Here is a 15,398-nt window from a genome sequence, read left to right as displayed (position 1 = left end):
GTGGCTGCCTGGGCTGAGGTGAGGGGCGCGGGCTGCGCCTGGGCCGCGTCCGACGCCCCCGCCGCCGGCCCCCAGCCCGGATTCCACATCGCGACCAGCCCCGCGACCGTATCCGGACCCTGGAGCGCGGACAGCAGCAGCACCGGGTTGTCCCGGAGCAGGCGGTCGGGCCGCGCGGCGGGCTGGTCCGCGGAACGGGCAAAGGGCCAACGAACTGACAATGCGACCACATCGTCACTGTGTCAGCAGGCGGGTCGGGCTATACGTATCCGGGCTCAGATTCACCCGGTTGGCGCCGGGCGCCCCCCGTCGACCTCAGTCGGCGAAGTCCTCGGACCGCTCCTGGACGAGCTTGTCGGCCTTGGCGATGTCGGTCCGGTGGAAGTTCATGTAGCTCCGCGACGGCGTCGGCCCCCGCTGGTTCTGGTACCGCGACTGGTTGACGGCGGACCCGTACGGATTCTCGGCGGCCGACGACAGCTTGAAGAAGCACAGCTGCCCGATCTTCATACCGGGCCACAGCTTGATCGGCAGCGTCGCGACATTGGACAGCTCCAACGTCACATGCCCGGAGAACCCGGGGTCGATGAACCCGGCCGTGGAGTGCGTCAGCAACCCCAAGCGCCCGAGGCTCGACTTCCCCTCCAACCGCGCAGCAAGATCCTCCGGCAGCGTCACGACCTCATAGGTCGACGCCAACACGAACTCCCCCGGATGCAGAATGAACGGCTCGTCCCCATCCGGCTCCACCATCCGCGTCAGCTCAGGCTGCTCCTGCGCCGGATCGATGTACGGATACCGGTGGTTCTCGAACACCCGGAAGAACCGGTCCAGCCGCACATCCACACTGGAGGGCTGCACCATCGCAGGTTCGAAGGGGTCCAGGACTACCCGGCCCACCCCGATTTCCGCCCGAATGTCCTTATCTGAGAGCAACACGCCCCCCACGCTACCGTGTCCCCGCCGCACCCCACGCCGGGCCCCGGCATCCGCAACAACCGCGACGCACCCCCGCGACCCCACACCGGCAACCTCCGTGACGCGCTCCCGAGCCATCAGGTACAGTTGGCGCTCATACGGCGGCTCGCCGGGCGGATTCCCGCCGGTGGGTGCGTGTGCGGGCGTAGTTTAATGGTAGAACATGAGCTTCCCAAGCTCAGAGCGCGAGTTCGATTCTCGTCGCCCGCTCAGATGGTTAGAGCCCAGGTAGACCGGATTTCCGGCGCCCGGGCTCTCAGTGTTTTTACGTTCCTGCGCCCGGACCTGGCACGACGTTGATGTCTGCGGTGGCCGGACCTACCCTCGACGCATGGTTCCATCGGGGGAAATCACGATCCGTGCAGGCCGGGCGACTCGTGTCATGATCTTTGGCTTCCTGGGGTTGTTCCTGGGGTTCTGTGCCGTCTTGGCCGTCAGTGCGCTCGTGACCGCGCATACGGTCGCTCCCAGGGACGGGGTGTCCGTTGCGCGGTTCGATGTGATGGCGGTGACGACTGCGGTTGTCGCCATGACGCTCGCGACGTTCCTCACCTTGCTGGGCGCCCCCACGTACCTGGGCACGACGCGCATACGGGAGGACGGCCTGCTCATCGCCAAGCCGTGTCGGCGTCCGCGTCTTTTGCCCTGGTCGGAGGTCGACTATCTCTGGGTCGACGCCGTGTCCTACGGAATGGGCATGCCGACCAAGGGGCTGCGCGCGGTGTCGGGCGGGCACGGCCAGTTCCTTCCGGGGATCGTGAGCACCAATCGCCCCGACTTTCAGCTCCAGGTGAAGGCTGTCGACGCAGCCTGGCGCCTTGCCAACCCCGAGGCCGTCCTCGCCAGGCAGGGGGACCCCACCAAGAACAAGGCCCGCAGCAGGCTTCGTCGCAAACGCCGGCGCTGAGCACCTGCCGCTCACGCCGCCACGGGACCCCGCCTCAATGCCGTGGGGAAAGCGGGCCCTGTCGTTCGAACTTTTGTGCGAGTATGGATCCGTGACGGAACCGCGGCGCTACTTCGGGCTTGACTACCCACGGATCGTTCTCACCCTTCTCAGAATCCTTGTTCACCAGGGCCCGGTCTCGATGGCCGCCATGCACCGCGAGCTCGGGCTCGACGTTCATCAGGACGCTCCCGGATCGGATGTTCGGCACACGCTGCTGTCCGCCGTGCAGTTGCTCGCCGCGCTCGCGCAGGACAATGCCGCGGCGACGGGGCGGACGCTGGAGGAAGTCGTCGACGAGCTGTCGATCAAGCTGGAGTTGGCCAACACCGGTCCGTTGGATCGGGGGAGTCTCGGGCGGCGGGAATGCGCCGATGCTGTCGGGGCCTCGGATGCTGGCTCGCCCGGCCCCGCCGACTCGCCCGACTGCGGCGAGGGCTCCGACCGCTCCGATCGCTCCGACCGCGAGTGCGATGGCTGATTGTCTCGCTTGGGACATAAGCCTGCTTCGCGCATTTCACCCTCACTTTGTTTGCCATTCCGTGATCTACGCCCCCTGTCGCAACCCTCCGTTCATCGTCAGAATCAGCGACGCAGCCGGATGATCCGCCGCTGCGCACACCGTGGGCGCCGCCACCGTTGGCACCCGCGGGGTGCCGCTTCGACGAAGGAAGCTCTCCGTGGCAAATCCCACAAACGCGACCTCTCGCCTCCATGAATCGTTCGAGGAATCTCCGCGGGGATCCCGATCGCGCAAGGAATCACGCAAGGAATCACGCAAGGGCGGGCGGGTCGCCGCCGCCGTCTCGATGGCCGGCACGTTGGCGGCCGGCTCGATGTTCCTCATCGGCGCCGGGGCCGCGCATGCCGCCACCTCCGACACGCTGCCCGGTTCGAAGCCGACGTGGGCTTCGGCGAGTGCCGATCGCGGTGCGGCGCCGGCTGCGGCGCCGTTGGCGGTGCGGGTGTACCTGGCCGGGCGGGATCCGCAGGGGCTGGCCGCTTACGCGCGGTCGGTCGCCGATCCCAAGAGCGCGGCGTACCGGCACTTCCTGACGCCGGAGCAGATCCAGGCGCGGTTCGGCGCCAGTGCGGAGCAGGTCGCGGCGGTCAAGACGTGGCTGGGCGGGGCCGGACTGACCGTCACCGGGCAGACCGAGGACTACATAGCCGTGCAGGGCAGCACCGCGGCTGTCGCGGCCGCCCTGAACACCTCGTTCCACGAGTACGCGACGTCCGACGGCACGCTGCGCGCGCCCTCGCGCGACGTCAGCGTCCCGGCTGGCGTGCGCTCCGCGATCATCGGCATCGTCGGGCTGTCGCAGGACCGGACGGCGAACAAGCCGAACAACACTGATGGCACCAACGGCACCGACGCGAAGGACAAGAAGACCGCCTCGGTCTCCCCCGGCGGCGTCCCCTACCTGGGCACCACGCCCTGCTCGGACTACCAGGGCCAGAAGCTCGCGACCGGCCTGCCGGCGCTGAACGGCCAGTCCGTCCCGTGGGCGGTCTGCGGCTACACGCCGACCCAGGTGCGCGGCGCCTACGGCGTCACCAGCACCGGCCTGACCGGCAAGGGCGTCACCGTCGCGGTCCTGGACGCCTACGGCCTGCCGAGCATGAAGGCCGACGCCGACGAGTACGCGGCCCGGCACGGCGACAAGCCGTTCCGGCCGGGTCAGTACTCGGAGATCGTCACCCCGGGCCAGTGGACCGACCAGGCTGCGTGCGGCCAGCCCGCCGGCTGGGCCGGCGAGGAGGCGCTGGACGTCGAGTCGGTGCACGGCATGGCGCCCGACGCGAAGGTGCTCTACATCGGGGCGAACTCCTGCTTCGACACCGCCGGCGGCGGCGTCGCGGCCAACGGCGGCCTGCTGGACTCGCTGCAGCTGGTCGTCGACCACCACCTGGCGGACATGGTGTCCAACTCGTGGGGCGAGCTGATGCACTTCCTGGACCCGTCGGGCAACCCGGTGGACCTGGACCCGGCGCTGATCAACGTCTACGAGCAGACCTTCCAGAAGGGCGCCGCCGAGGGCATCGGCTTCTACTTCTCGGCCGGTGACTGCAGCGACGACAACCCGGCCAGCGGCTGCGGCGCCGGCGCCGGATCCTCGCGGTCGCAGGCCGAGTACCCGACCTCCTCGCCGTGGGTGACCTCGGTCGGCGGGACCAGCATCGCGATCGGTGCGGACAAGCGGATCCAGTTCCAGACCTCGTGGCAGACCTCGACGTCGGCGCTGGCGACCGGCGGTTCGGCCTGGACGCCCGCGTCGTACCTGTACGGCGGTGGCGGCGGCACCAGCGACGTGTTCGCGCAGCCCTGGTACCAGAGCTGGCTGGTCCCGGCCTCGCTGTCCAGCACCCTGCTGAACGGCACCGCGACCTCGCCCAAGCGCGTGGTCCCGGACGTCGCGGCCTACGGCGACCCGAGCACCGGCTTCCTGCAGGGCTACACGCAGCAGCTGCCGGACGGCTCCACCGCCTACGCCGAGTCGCGCATCGGCGGCACCAGCCTGGCGGCCCCGACGTTCGTCGGCATCCAGGCCGACGCGCAGCAGGCGCAGGGCGGACCGATCGGCTTCGCGAACCCGGAGATCTACCTGCGCGCGACCTTCGGCCTGTTCACCGACGTGACCGACCACCCGCGCACGAACGGGCCGCTGGCCGTGGTGCGCGGCAGCACGACGGCGCCCGCGCTGCGGCAGTTCGGCCAGGGCGTCGACCTGCACGCGACGAAGGGCTACGACAACGCGACCGGCGTCGGAACCCCGAACGCCTGGTACCTGACGTCGTTCCGGTAAGCGTCGTTCCGGTAAGCGCCGTTCGGGTAGGCGGCGAGATCCGTCGACGCTGATCGCTGCCGGGGTCCCTTCGGGGACCCCGGCAGTTCCGTTTGCGCCGACACGGCGATCACCTGAGCCGCCTGATCCCCTCGCTCAGCTCGGCATGATCCGCGGCGGCGGCGAACCCGACGCGGATGTACGCCGCGGGCGCCTCGGCCGCGAAGTTGCCGCGACCGGGGCTCACCGCGACTCCACGGCTCCGCGCGCCACGGACCACCGCCAGGTCGTCCTCGCCGGGCGCGAGCCGGATCCACAGATGCAGTCCGCCCGCCGGAATCCGGGTCAGTGTCCAGTCCGGGCGTGCGATCTCCACCGCCGCGGCAGCCGACGCGCAGCGCTCCCGCAACGCAGCGCTCAGTGTCCTGAGATGCCGGTCCCAGGACGGTGAGCCCAGGATCTCCAGCGCGGCCTCCTGCATCGGCCGCGCCACAAAGAAGTCATCGACGCGCCGCAGCGCGCGCAGCCGCTCCAGCACCGGGCCGCGGGCCACCAGCGCCCCGATGCGCAGGCTCGGCGCGGCGGGCTTCGTCAGTGACGTGACGTACACGACCGTCCCGTCGCGGTCGTCCCAGACCAGCGGCGGCGGCACCGGCCCGCCGTGGCCGAGGTGGCGGGCGAAGTCGTCCTCGACGAGGAACGAGCCGGCGGCCCGAGCGATGTCGACGACCTGCCGCCGACGCTCCGCCGCCAGCACCGTACCGGTGGGGTTGTGGAACGTCGGCTGGCAGTACAGCAGCCGCGCGCCGGTCATCGCGAACGCGTCGGCCAGCAGGTCGGGCCGGATCCCGTCGTCGTCGAGCGGAACCGGGACCGGCCGCAGACCGGCGGCGCGGGCCGCCTCGATGGCGACCGGATAGGTCGGCGACTCCATCAGAATCGGGCTGCCCGGGGCCGCGAGCGCGCGGAACGCCATCGACAGCGCGCCCTGCCCTCCGGAGGTGATCAGCACGTCCTCCGCCGTCACCCCACCGCCGACGTTGCGCGCGAACATCGCCCGCAACGCCTCCAGCCCGGCGACCGGGGCGCGATCCCACGCGTCGATCCGACGTGCCGCGCGCGCCAACGCAGAACCCAGCAGCCCGGTCGGCTGAAGCGAGCGGTGCAGGTATCCGCCGTCGAGCAGGATCGTGCCCTCGGGCGACGGGCCCAGGGCGGCGGTGATCTGGTCGGTGCCGACGGAGCGGTCGGCGAGCGCTACCGTCTGCCAGGCGGTGTCGGCGATAGCACTTTCGCGGCGGGCCCGGGACGCGACGAACGTCCCGCTCCCGGTCCGGGTGACGACCACACCCTCCGCGACCAGCCGCGCGATGGCACGCGAGACCGTCACCGGGCTCACCTGGTGCTCGGCGACGAGCTCCCGGCTGCTCGGCAGCCGGTCGCCGGGAGCCAGCCGGTCCGCGAGCCGGCGGAGACTGTCGGCCAGCGCGACCATAGTGCTATCGTCATTCATGAAGGCCATGATAGCGCTACACCTCTTCTCACCGAAGCGCTACTCGACGTGGCCGCCCTCCGGGCCGAGACCCCCGGCTGTGCCGAAGTAGTCCACTTCAACAACGCCGGCTGCGGCCTGATCCCGGCGCCGGTCCTGCGGGCCGTGCTGGAGCACCTGGAGCTCGAGGCCCGCATCGGCGGCTACGAGGCGCCGCGCGGCAATCCGAGGCCATTGCAGACTCCTACGCGGTGATCGGCGCGGTCATCGGCTCCGCACCGCAGAACATTGCATTCGCCAGCAGCGCGACGCACGCCTTCGCCACCGGCCTGTCCGCGATCCCCTTCGAGCCCGGCGACGTCATCCTGACCACGCGCAACGACTTCATCTCCAACCAGATCGCGTTCCTGTCGCTGCGCAAGCGGCTCGGCGTCGAGATCGTGCACGCCCCCGACGCGCCCGAGGGCGGCGTCGACGTGACGGCGATGGCCGGCCTCATGAAGCGGCACCGGCCCCGGCTCGTCGCGGCCACGCACATCCCCACCAACTCCGGCCTGGTCCAGCCGGTCGCCGAGATCGGCCGGCACTGCCGCGAGCTGGACCTGCTGTACCTGGTGGACGCCTGCCAGTCGGTGGGCCAGATCCCGGTGGACGTCGAGGCGATCGGCTGCGACCTGCTCACCGCGACCTGCCGCAAGTACCTCCGAGGACCGCGGGGATCGGGCTTCCTGTACGTGTCCGACCGGGTTCTGGACGCCGGATACGAGCCGTTGTTCATCGACATGCACGGCTCGCGCTGGGTGGCGCCGGACCGCTATCAGCCTGCTGAGACCGCGGCACGCTTCGAGGACTGGGAGTTCCCATACGCGACCGTCCTGGGCTGCGCGGCGGCAGCGCGCTACGCCGAGGACGTCGGCGTGGAGGCCGGCAGCGCACGGGCTCTGGCGCTGGCAGCGGACCTGCGTACGCGGCTGAGCGCGATCCCCGGCATCTGCGTCCTGGAGCGAGGCGCGGCGCTCGGTGCCCTCGTCACGTTCACGATCGAGGGCTGGCAGCCGCAGCCGTTCAAGGCCGCGCTGGACGCTCGCGGCATCAACTCCGCGCTGAGTTTCCGCGAGTTCGCAGTGTTCGACTTCGGCGACAAGGACGTCGACTGGTGCCTGCGCCTGTCGCCGCACTACTACAACACCGAAGACGAAGTCACTGTCGTCGCAGCAGCGGTCGCCGAACTCGCCGATCCAAGGGGCATCCGGTGACCACCCAGCACACAGCCCCAGCGACCCCCGCAGACCCGCCTGATTCCCCCGGCTTCCCCGAACGCAGCCTGTGGCACCACCCCGACTTCCTCAAGTTCTGGTTCGGCGAAACGGTGTCGCTGCTCGGCACCCAGGTCTCGAACCTGGCGCTGCCGCTGACCGCGATCTCGACCTTCCACGCCTCGAACGCCGAGGTCGGCGTCCTGCGCTTCCTCCAACTCGTGCCGTACATCGGCCTCGCGCTGGTCTTCGGCGCGTGGGCGGACCGCGCCCGACGCCGGCACGTCATGATCGCCACGAACCTGGTCCGGATGGTCCTGGTCGGGTTGGTCCCCGTCCTCGCCGCCCTACACGCCTTGTCCATGCCGCTGCTGCTTGTGATCGCGTGCGCGGTCGGCGTCGCGTCGGTGCTGTTCGACGTCAGCTGGATGCCCTACGCCCCAACCCTCGTGGACGGCGACGAGCGCCGCTACGTCGAGGTCAGCGCCAAGATGGGCATGAGCTCGTCGGCTTCGGATGTCGCAGGGCCGGGGCTGGCCGGTCTGCTGGTGTCGGTGCTGAGCGCGCCGACCGCCCTGATCGTGGACGCGTGCAGCTACGCAATTTCTGTCGCCTCGCTCGCGACGATCCGGAAGCGCGAGCCGCGTCCGATCCCCACACAGCGGCGGAACCTGCCCCGCGAGATCCGCGAAGGCCTGGCGTGGGTCTTCGGCACGCGCGTCCTGCGCTGGCTGGCGTTCGTCGGCTTCTGCTGCAACTTCTCGATGATCACGGTCTGGACGATGTTCCTGCTCTACGGCACGCAGGATCTGCATCTGGCCGCCTCGACGCTGGGAGCGGTCTTCGCGACCGCTTCGGTCGGCGGCCTGATCGGCGCGGCGGTCTCCCGCAGGGTGATCAAGCGGTTCCGGCTGGGCCGCGTCTACTTCTGGGCCCAGACGGCGCTGCTGGCCGGTCCGACGCTGATCGCCGTGGCGGGCGGCCCGAAGCCGGCGGTCGTGGTGCTGGTGACAGGGTCCTTCTTCACCACGTACCTCGGCCTCGGGATCGCGAACGTGGTGATCGTCAGCCTGCGCCAGGCCGCGACCCCGCCCGCGCTGCTGAGCCGGATGACCGCCTGCTTCCGCATGCTGCTGTTCGGCGGCGGCGCCCTCGGCGGGCTGACGGCCGGCCTGCTGTCCGGCGCGGTGGGGGACCGCAATGCCCTGATCACCGCTGCCGTGTTCTCGGCTGCGGTGATCGTGGCGTTGGCGGTCTCCCCGGTGAGCCGGTTGCGTGGGCTGCCGGCCTAGGAGAACAGGGTCCTTACAAGGCGACCACCCCGCCGCCGTCGGCCGCCCGGTACGCCGCCATGATCAGGTCCAGCACCACCGATCCCTCGACCTCGGTGTGGATCGGCCGCTCGCCGGTGGCGAGGCAGTGCACGAAGTGCTCGATCTCGGCGGTGAACGTGTCGACGGCGGGGAAGCGGCGGTCCCGGGAGCCGCCGTCGACCGTCTCCAGGCTCAGCCACTCGGCGCCGCCGCGGAGGGAGCCGTTGGAGCCGAAGACGGAGAAGCGCTCGGTGTCCGACGGGGGCTGGTAGGCCCAGCTGGTCGCGATGTTGCCGATCACGCCGTTGTCGAAGCGGACCAGGACCTGCGCGGAGTCCTCGGCGTCCAGGAAGCCCAGGCGGTGGTTCGCGAGCATCGCCGTGACCTGCGCCGGCCGGCCGCCGGCGAGGTGCACGAGCAGGTAGGAGGGGTGGTAGCCGGTGTCGATGAGCTCGCCGCCGCCGCTGGTCGCGGAGCTGGCGCGCCAGCCCGCCGACTCGGCGGTCATGGAGGTGCGGAAGGCGTCGTTGGTGCGGACCTCATAGATGTCGCCGAGTTCGCCGGCGGCGATGATCTGCTTGGCGGTGACCACGGACGGCAGGAACAGCTGGTTGTGCGCGCACATCAGGGTGACGCCGGCGTCCGCCACCGCTTCGCGGACCCGCGCCGCCTCCTCGGGGGTCGTGCACAGCGGCTTCTCGCACAGGATGTGCTTGCCCGCCCGCGCCGCCGCGATGGCCGCGTCGGCGTGCAGGTGGTGCGGCAGGCAGATGTCGACGGCGTCCACGTCCGCGGCCAGCATCGCGTGGTAGTCCTCGTACGGTGTCGCGCCGAGTTTGTCGGACAGCGCCTCGGCGGCGGCCGGGTTGATGTCGCTCACCCCGGTGACCCGCACGGCTTCGGGCATCTGCGCGTAGGACTCGCCGTGCAGGCCGGCTATGCCGCCGGCGCCGATGATCCCGACCTTCAACTGCTTCGCCATGATGTCCCCTTCGGCTTTCACTCGTGCGCACGCGACACGGCGATGCCCGTCGCAGCGCTCGCATTGGCCATGCTCACCAGCTCGGTGAGGTTGCGCGCCGCGCTCAGGTTGGCTTCGTCGACGGTTCCGGTGGCGGTGTGCTCGACCCACAGCTCGAAGGGCGTCGCACCGTCCCGCTCGGCGGCCTCCAGATCGGCCGGCAGGCCGTCCTCCCACAGCTGGAAGCCGTCGCCGGAGTAGCCGTAGAACAGGCTCGCGCCGTTCCAGTGGAGTTCGATGGTGAAGGGGCTGTAGCCGGGGGTCACGAACCCGGTCTCCGCGACCCCGATCGCGCCGTCGTCATAGCGGAAGGTGACCACCGAGTTGTCGTCGACCCCGCGGCCGGTCATCTGGCCGTAGACGGCCGAGACCGCCACCGGGAGCCGGCCGAAGAAGTGGTCCAGCAGGTAGACCGAATGGCACCCGAGGTCGGTGAAGGCGCCGCCGACCGCCTCCTCGGCGTCGTAGAACCGCTTGGGCAGCCAGTCCTTGATGGACCCGTCGTGCGCCAGCCGGATCCGCGCGTACGTCAGGTCGCCGTACTGGCCCGAGCGCAGCAGACGGTCGACGGTCAGCGTGTAGTGCTCGTGCAAACGCGGCAGGGCGACCGTCAGGGCGACCCCGGCGTCGCGCGCCGCGCCGACGATCGTGTCCACCTCGTCGAGATCCACGCCGAGCAGCTTCTCGGCGAAGACGTGCTTCCCGGCAGCCGCCGCACGCACCATGACGTCCGCGTGCCCGACCGTCGCCGTGGTCACGACGACCGCGTCGACGTCACCGGCCAGAACCATGTCCAAGTCGGGGGAGAACGGGACTCCCCACCGCTCGGCGGCCTCGACACCGCGCTGCGCGTCGGGGTCCCACACGGCGACCAGCTCGGTGCCGGGATGATCGCGGATCATCTCGGCGTACCCCGTGGCATGCACATGCCAGAAACCCAGGATCGCCACTTTGAGCATTGCGGATTCCACCTCTCGGAACTGGACGACAGGACTCGATGAAGGGTGAAGGGATGGACGGGGAAGAGAGGTCTGGCTACTTGAGTGCGCCCTGCGTCATGGCCTGGACGATCCGTCGGCCGGCCCACAGATAGAGCAGGATCATGGGCATCACCAGGATGACGATCCCGGCGAACAGCCCGCCCCAGTTCGAGGTGTACTGCATCGACTCGTACAGCCCCAGCAGGGTCGCCGGCAGCGTCCGCTGCTGCGGGTCGCCGACCACGACGAGCACGAACAACGTCTCGTTCCACAACGCCACGGTGTTCAGCACCAGCGCCGTCACCAGCCCGTGCCGGGCCAGCGGAACCATGATCTGCACGAAGGTCCGGGTGGGCCCGGCGCCGTCGACGGCGGCCGCCTCCTCGATCTCGGTGGGCAGCGATCGGAAGTACATGGTGAGCAAGTAGACCGTGAACGGCAGGGACAGAATGACGTAGATCAGCACCAGCGAGATCCGGTCGTCCCACCATCCCGTGACCCACTCGGTCATGAACGTCGACAGGTCGTTGGACATCAGGAAGAACGGCACCACCAGCGCCTGCGCGGGAATCCCCATGCCCACGGCGAAGTAGGTGACGACGTGCGCGGCGCTGCGCCGGTCCGACCGGGCCAGCACGTAGGACGCCGGCGTGGCGAGGACCATCGTGAGCAGCGCGGCGGCGGCCACGACGGCGACCGAGCTGAAGGCCGCCCGCCCGAACCCGGACACGGACCAGGCCACGCTGTAGTTCCGCCACTGCGGCGACTTCGGCAGCCCGAACGGGTCCGCGAAGATCCCCCGCGTGGTCTTGAGCGAGGACACCACGACCCACAGGGTCAGAACCACCAGCATCCCGACCCACAGCCACAGCCCGGCGCGGACCGCCCCGCCCAGCAGCGTGTCCAGCCGGTCGATCGGCCGACGAGCCCGGGCCGGACGCGCCTCGGCCGACGCCGCAGCAGGGGTTGAAGAGGCGCCTGAGGAGGCGCGCTTATCAGTGGCCGGACTCACAGCTCCACCACCTCCGACCGCAGCAGCCGCCGCAACGCCACCACGAACACGGCGGTCAGCAGGAACATCACGACGCCGATGGCGGCCGCCGACCCGAGCTGCGGCGTCCCGGATATCCCGCCGGTGACCGCCAGATACTGCTCGACGGCCGCGCTGCGGGCCTGGACCGGCGGCGTCCCGGCGGTGCCGGTGAAGGCGATCACGATCTCGAACGTCTTCACCGAGCCGATCACCCACAGCACGGCGCCCGTGGAGAACGCGTCCCGGCTGAGCGGGAAGGTGATGTACCGGAACTGCTCGACGCGGTTCGCCCCGGCCAGCCGCGCCGACTCGTAGAGCTCCTCCGGGATCGCGTCGACCCGGGACATCATGATCGCCACATAGAAGCCGGTCGCCGTCCACACCACCGCCGCGATGATGCACTTGAAGATGAGATCCGGTCCGAGCCACCCCCGGGTCAGCGTGTGCAGTCCGACGTCCGACAGCAGCCGGTTGAGCGCGCCGTCCGGGTTGAGCAGGAAGCCGACCGCCGTGCCGATCGCGATCGGCGACAGGATGCTCGGCACGAACAGCACCGACCGGACGAACGCCCGGCCCCGCATCTCGCGCACCACGATCATGGTGAGGAAGGTCAGCGCGAAGACGAACACGCCGCCGACCACGACCAGGATCAGGGTGTTGCGGAACGCGGTGAGGAACACCGGGTTGGTCAGCATGGCGCGGTAGTTGGCCAGGCCGGTGAAGTGGGCCGGCGTCCCCAGGCCCTCCCATCTGGTGAAGCTGTACCAGACGGTCACGGCCGACGGCGCGATGAACAGGACGGTGTAGATCAACAGAGCGGGAAGCAGGTAGGGAACGTAGATCCGGTCTCGTTCCCCGCGGACCCCGCCGACGGTGCGCGTGCGCGTCATGGGCCGGCTTCAGTGATAGGAGGCGGTCTGCGACTTGCCCGTGCTGACGAACTGCTGGGCGCTGATCTTGCCGGAGAAGAGCTGGTCGTCCAGCGGCAGGAAGACGTCGTTCCACCACCCCGAGTACAGGCTCGACGCCCCGTCGTCGGTCGGCTGGGAGGCCGTCGCGCCGTCGATGGCCTTCTGCGCGGCGAGCAGCATCGCCGGCGCCGGCACGTCGGACCGTGCGGGGATGTTCAGCGCCTTGGTGGAGATCTGGCTCATGTACTTCTTCTGCGCCATGAAGGCCAGGAAGGACTCGGCGGTGCTCAGATTCGGCGACTTGGGGTTGAGGCTCCAGCCGAGCGTGCCGACCTCCACGGAGTCCTTCCCGCCGGGCACCGACGGGAACAGGAACATCTGGGCCTGGAACCCAGAGGTCTGATACTTGGCGGTCTCGCTGTTCAGCCAGGTGCCGTTGATGTTCATGTCCTCGGTGCGCGAGGCCCACTGGTTCTGCGCGGCCGGGTACTTCGTCGCCATGTAGTCGCGCTCGAACAGGCCGGCCTTCACCAGCCGCTCGACGTCCCGGGCGGCGGCGAGCACCGCCGGGTCGTCCCAGCCGGCCGGGCTCCTGCCCAGCGCGGCCATGGTGCCAGGCCCGCCGTGCCGCATCAGGAGCCAGTAGATCCAGTACGCGTTGTAGCCGTTGATCGTGCCGTCCTGGGCGAACGGCGCGTGCCCGGCGGTCTTCAGCTTCTCGGCCGCGGTCAGCAGATCGTCGAAGCTCGCCGGCGGGTTGGCGGCCCAGTCCGGGTGGGTGGCGGCGTCGAACCAGATCCCGCTGGAGATGACCGTGTAGGGGAGCAGCGCCAGGCCTGTGGCGTCCGAGGAGGCCTTCAGGGCCTGGGACGGCATGACGTCGCCGACCTTGCCGCCCTCGTCCGGGACCGGCAGGGCCAGCACCCCGGACAGATCGGCGACCAGGTGGTGGGAACGGAAGTCGCCGATGTGGTCGGAGGCGTCGTCGTAGACGTCCGGCGCCTTGCCGACCGCGCCGGCGTTCTTCAGCTGGTTCGGATAGTCCCGTCCCAGCCACTTCACATCGACGGTGATCCCCGTAGCCTTCTCGTAGTCCGCGATGGCCTGGGAGAAGATCTGCGCCTGCGGCTCGCTGGAGAGCCACGAGGACCAGTAGGTGATCGTGGGATGGGCGTCTTTCTTCTGGCCGGTCTCCTTCGTCCCGCACGCGCTGACGCCGAGCGCCGCGACCGCCGCGACGGCGACGCCGGTCAGGGGTATACGTCGGCGGATCCGTCCGTGCATTACTGCTCACCTCAGTTCGAAAGGACGTCCTGGATTGCGCATCCGATCTTGGAGTGTGGCTGTCCACGGCGCCAGCACGCCCTCCGACGCCACCTCACGGCCGAGTCGATGTACGGGCTTTAAATAACTAACTTTAAGTTAATATTCTGCCGACAGGGCGTCAAGGGTACGACAGGGCAACTCTCCCCCCGATTCCGAAGGAGGCCGCCCGTGACCACGAACGGCGGCGACCGATCACTGCTGCGGCGGATCAATCTGCTGGCGACGCTGCGCAGCGCGCGCGAGGCACCGAAGACCATCGCCGGGTTCGCCGCCGCCACCGGGCTGTCCCGGACGGCCGCGGAGGCGGTGGTGCTGGATCTCGTGGACCTCGGCTGGCTGGTCGAGGACGGGCAGGGCGGGCACCCGGGCGCGGGGCGGCCGGCGCGGCACTACCGGTTGCGGGCCGAGGCCGGCGTCCTGCTCGGCGTGGACGTCGGGCCGCACAACATCGTGGCGACCGTCGCGGATCTGCGGGGCGAGCCGCTGGGATCGGCACATCACACCGTGTCCAAGGCGGCGTCGACCCGCTCGCGCCTCGACGCGGTGCTGGCGGTCATATGTCAGGCCCTTGAGAACGCCGACCGGTCTTTGACGGACGTGTGGGTCGCGGCGGTCGGCGTGCCCGGCGTCGTGCGGCAGGGGCGCGTCGAGCAGGTCGCGGACCCGGCGGGCAGCCCGGAGCCGGACCTGGCAGGGCATCTCAGAACCCTGCTGGGACGCCCGGTCCTGGTGGAGAACGACTGCAATCTGGCCGCTGTCGCAGAGCACTGGCGCGGTGTCGCACAGGATGTGGACGACCTGGTGTTCGTGCACTCCGGGAACCGGACGAGCGCCGGGCTCGTGCTGGCCGGCCGGCTGCACCGGGGGCACAGCGGCGGCGCCGGCGAGATCGGGGCCCTGGCCCAGATCGGGTGGGAGGACGCGCCGGCCCGGCTGGAGGCCCTGCTGGCCGGGGGCCGCGCCGGTTCCCGCAAGGAGGTGTTCGCGCTGGCGAGCCGGGGCGACGAGGAGGCACTGGCCGCGGTCGACGCGTTCAGCCAGGGCCTGGCCTTCGGGATCGCGGCGCTGGCGCTGGCCGTCGATCCGCAGATGGTGGTCATCGGGGGCGGCAACGTCCGCGCCGGGGACACCCTCCTGATCCCGTTACAGCGGTATATCGCCGAGTTCACGTACTCGCGCATCCCGACGGTCGGCGTCTCCACTCTCGGCAACCAGTCGGTCAGCCTCGGCGCCGTCCGGCTCGCGCTGGACGCCATCGACGAGTTCCTGGAGGTGGCGGTGATCGCCGCGGCCGGGTTCCCGCCGCCGACGGTGGCGACGTTCGCCGGCCTCGACGTGCGGGACGCCCGTTGAGGT

General features: G+C 70.1%; 13 protein-coding genes, 1 tRNA gene and 1 pseudogene. 7 read left to right on the top strand and 8 right to left on the bottom strand.

From position 1 onward, the window contains the following. Both GWK61_RS57045 and dcd read right to left on the bottom strand, forming a co-directional pair. Positions 1 to 230, bottom strand: a 230-nt coding sequence (locus GWK61_RS57045; RefSeq protein ID WP_228563181.1) for a hypothetical protein, incomplete at its 3' end; no start/stop codon positions are given. Between the two features lie 85 nt (positions 231 to 315). Then, on the bottom strand, positions 316 to 939 hold the full coding sequence (dcd, locus tag GWK61_RS30205; RefSeq protein ID WP_194914463.1) for a dCTP deaminase: 624 nt from the start codon (positions 937 to 939) through the stop codon (positions 316 to 318). Between the two features lie 178 nt (positions 940 to 1,117). Here dcd and GWK61_RS30200 point away from each other — a divergent pair. The 4 genes from GWK61_RS30200 to GWK61_RS30185 all read left to right on the top strand — a co-directional run bounded on the left by GWK61_RS30200 (position 1,118) and on the right by GWK61_RS30185 (position 4,731). Next, positions 1,118 to 1,188, top strand: a tRNA-Gly gene (locus tag GWK61_RS30200). Between the two features lie 121 nt (positions 1,189 to 1,309). Next, the gene (locus GWK61_RS30195) at positions 1,310 to 1,885 is read left to right on the top strand and encodes a hypothetical protein (RefSeq protein WP_194914461.1); all 576 of its coding nucleotides are present in this window, start codon (positions 1,310 to 1,312) and stop codon (positions 1,883 to 1,885) included. A gap of 91 nt (positions 1,886 to 1,976) precedes the next feature. Then, entirely contained in the window at positions 1,977 to 2,405 is a 429-nt protein-coding gene (locus GWK61_RS30190; protein ID WP_194914460.1) for a hypothetical protein, read from the top strand. Positions 2,406 to 2,604: 199 nt separating this feature from the next. Continuing rightward, complete coding sequence (locus tag GWK61_RS30185) at positions 2,605 to 4,731, top strand: S53 family peptidase (RefSeq protein WP_323747824.1); 2,127 nt, start codon at positions 2,605 to 2,607, stop codon at positions 4,729 to 4,731. A gap of 109 nt (positions 4,732 to 4,840) precedes the next feature. On the opposite strand, the gene GWK61_RS30180 is transcribed toward GWK61_RS30185, so the two are convergent. Continuing rightward, positions 4,841 to 6,223: an aminotransferase-like domain-containing protein gene (locus GWK61_RS30180; RefSeq protein ID WP_194914451.1), complete on the bottom strand. Its 1,383-nt coding sequence runs from the start codon at positions 6,221 to 6,223 to the stop codon at positions 4,841 to 4,843. Between GWK61_RS30180 and GWK61_RS30175 the strand changes: the two are divergent. Then, positions 6,218 to 7,458: pseudogene (locus tag GWK61_RS30175) on the top strand (aminotransferase class V-fold PLP-dependent enzyme). The gene GWK61_RS30180 and the pseudogene GWK61_RS30175 overlap by 6 nt on opposite strands. After that, the gene (locus GWK61_RS30170; RefSeq protein WP_323747821.1) at positions 7,455 to 8,750 is read left to right on the top strand and encodes an MFS transporter; all 1,296 of its coding nucleotides are present in this window, start codon (positions 7,455 to 7,457) and stop codon (positions 8,748 to 8,750) included. Before GWK61_RS30175 ends, GWK61_RS30170 begins: the two are co-directional and overlap by 4 nt. Positions 8,751 to 8,763: 13 nt before the next feature. Here the strand turns inward: GWK61_RS30170 and GWK61_RS30165 are convergent, their stop codons facing one another. From GWK61_RS30165 to GWK61_RS30145, 5 genes are all read right to left on the bottom strand, one after another. Beyond that, a complete protein-coding gene (locus tag GWK61_RS30165) occupies positions 8,764 to 9,753 on the bottom strand; it encodes a Gfo/Idh/MocA family protein (RefSeq protein WP_194914449.1) in 990 nt (329 codons plus the stop codon). A 17-nt stretch (positions 9,754 to 9,770) separates the two neighbouring features. Further along, positions 9,771 to 10,751 (bottom strand): Gfo/Idh/MocA family protein, encoded by a 981-nt coding sequence (locus tag GWK61_RS30160; protein WP_194914447.1) that lies wholly within the window; start codon positions 10,749 to 10,751, stop codon positions 9,771 to 9,773. A 76-nt stretch (positions 10,752 to 10,827) separates the two neighbouring features. Beyond that, positions 10,828 to 11,784, bottom strand: coding sequence for a carbohydrate ABC transporter permease (locus GWK61_RS59875; RefSeq protein ID WP_323747820.1), 957 nt, complete (start codon positions 11,782 to 11,784; stop codon positions 10,828 to 10,830). After that, the gene (locus GWK61_RS30150) at positions 11,781 to 12,695 is read right to left on the bottom strand and encodes a carbohydrate ABC transporter permease (RefSeq protein WP_194914445.1); all 915 of its coding nucleotides are present in this window, start codon (positions 12,693 to 12,695) and stop codon (positions 11,781 to 11,783) included. The genes GWK61_RS59875 and GWK61_RS30150 overlap by 4 nt, the downstream gene beginning before the upstream one ends. A 9-nt stretch (positions 12,696 to 12,704) precedes the next feature. Continuing rightward, the gene (locus tag GWK61_RS30145) at positions 12,705 to 14,000 is read right to left on the bottom strand and encodes a sugar ABC transporter substrate-binding protein (RefSeq protein WP_194914443.1); all 1,296 of its coding nucleotides are present in this window, start codon (positions 13,998 to 14,000) and stop codon (positions 12,705 to 12,707) included. A 210-nt stretch (positions 14,001 to 14,210) separates the two neighbouring features. Between GWK61_RS30145 and GWK61_RS30140 the strand changes: the two genes are divergently transcribed. Next, on the top strand, positions 14,211 to 15,395 hold the full coding sequence (locus GWK61_RS30140; protein WP_194914433.1) for an ROK family transcriptional regulator: 1,185 nt from the start codon (positions 14,211 to 14,213) through the stop codon (positions 15,393 to 15,395). Positions 15,396 to 15,398 lie beyond the last annotated feature (3 nt).

This window comes from Catenulispora rubra, assembly GCF_015356825.1.
GTDB classification, from domain to species: Bacteria; Actinomycetota; Actinomycetes; order Streptomycetales; family Catenulisporaceae; genus Catenulispora; species Catenulispora rubra.
This window is presented reverse-complemented; position numbering and strand designations above follow the sequence as displayed.

Excerpts from the sequence above, each read along its gene's own strand:
- GWK61_RS30160 (WP_194914447.1), bottom strand. The coding sequence starts at position 10,751 with ATGCTCAAAGTGGCGATCCTGGGTTTCTGGCATGTGCATGCCACGGGG.
- GWK61_RS30150 (WP_194914445.1), bottom strand. The coding sequence starts at position 12,695 with ATGACGCGCACGCGCACCGTCGGCGGGGTCCGCGGGGAACGAGACCGG.
- GWK61_RS30165 (WP_194914449.1), bottom strand. The coding sequence starts at position 9,753 with ATGGCGAAGCAGTTGAAGGTCGGGATCATCGGCGCCGGCGGCATAGCC.
- GWK61_RS30180 (WP_194914451.1), bottom strand. The coding sequence starts at position 6,223 with ATGAATGACGATAGCACTATGGTCGCGCTGGCCGACAGTCTCCGCCGG.
- GWK61_RS30195 (WP_194914461.1), top strand. The coding sequence starts at position 1,310 with ATGGTTCCATCGGGGGAAATCACGATCCGTGCAGGCCGGGCGACTCGT.
- GWK61_RS30145 (WP_194914443.1), bottom strand. The coding sequence starts at position 14,000 with ATGCACGGACGGATCCGCCGACGTATACCCCTGACCGGCGTCGCCGTC.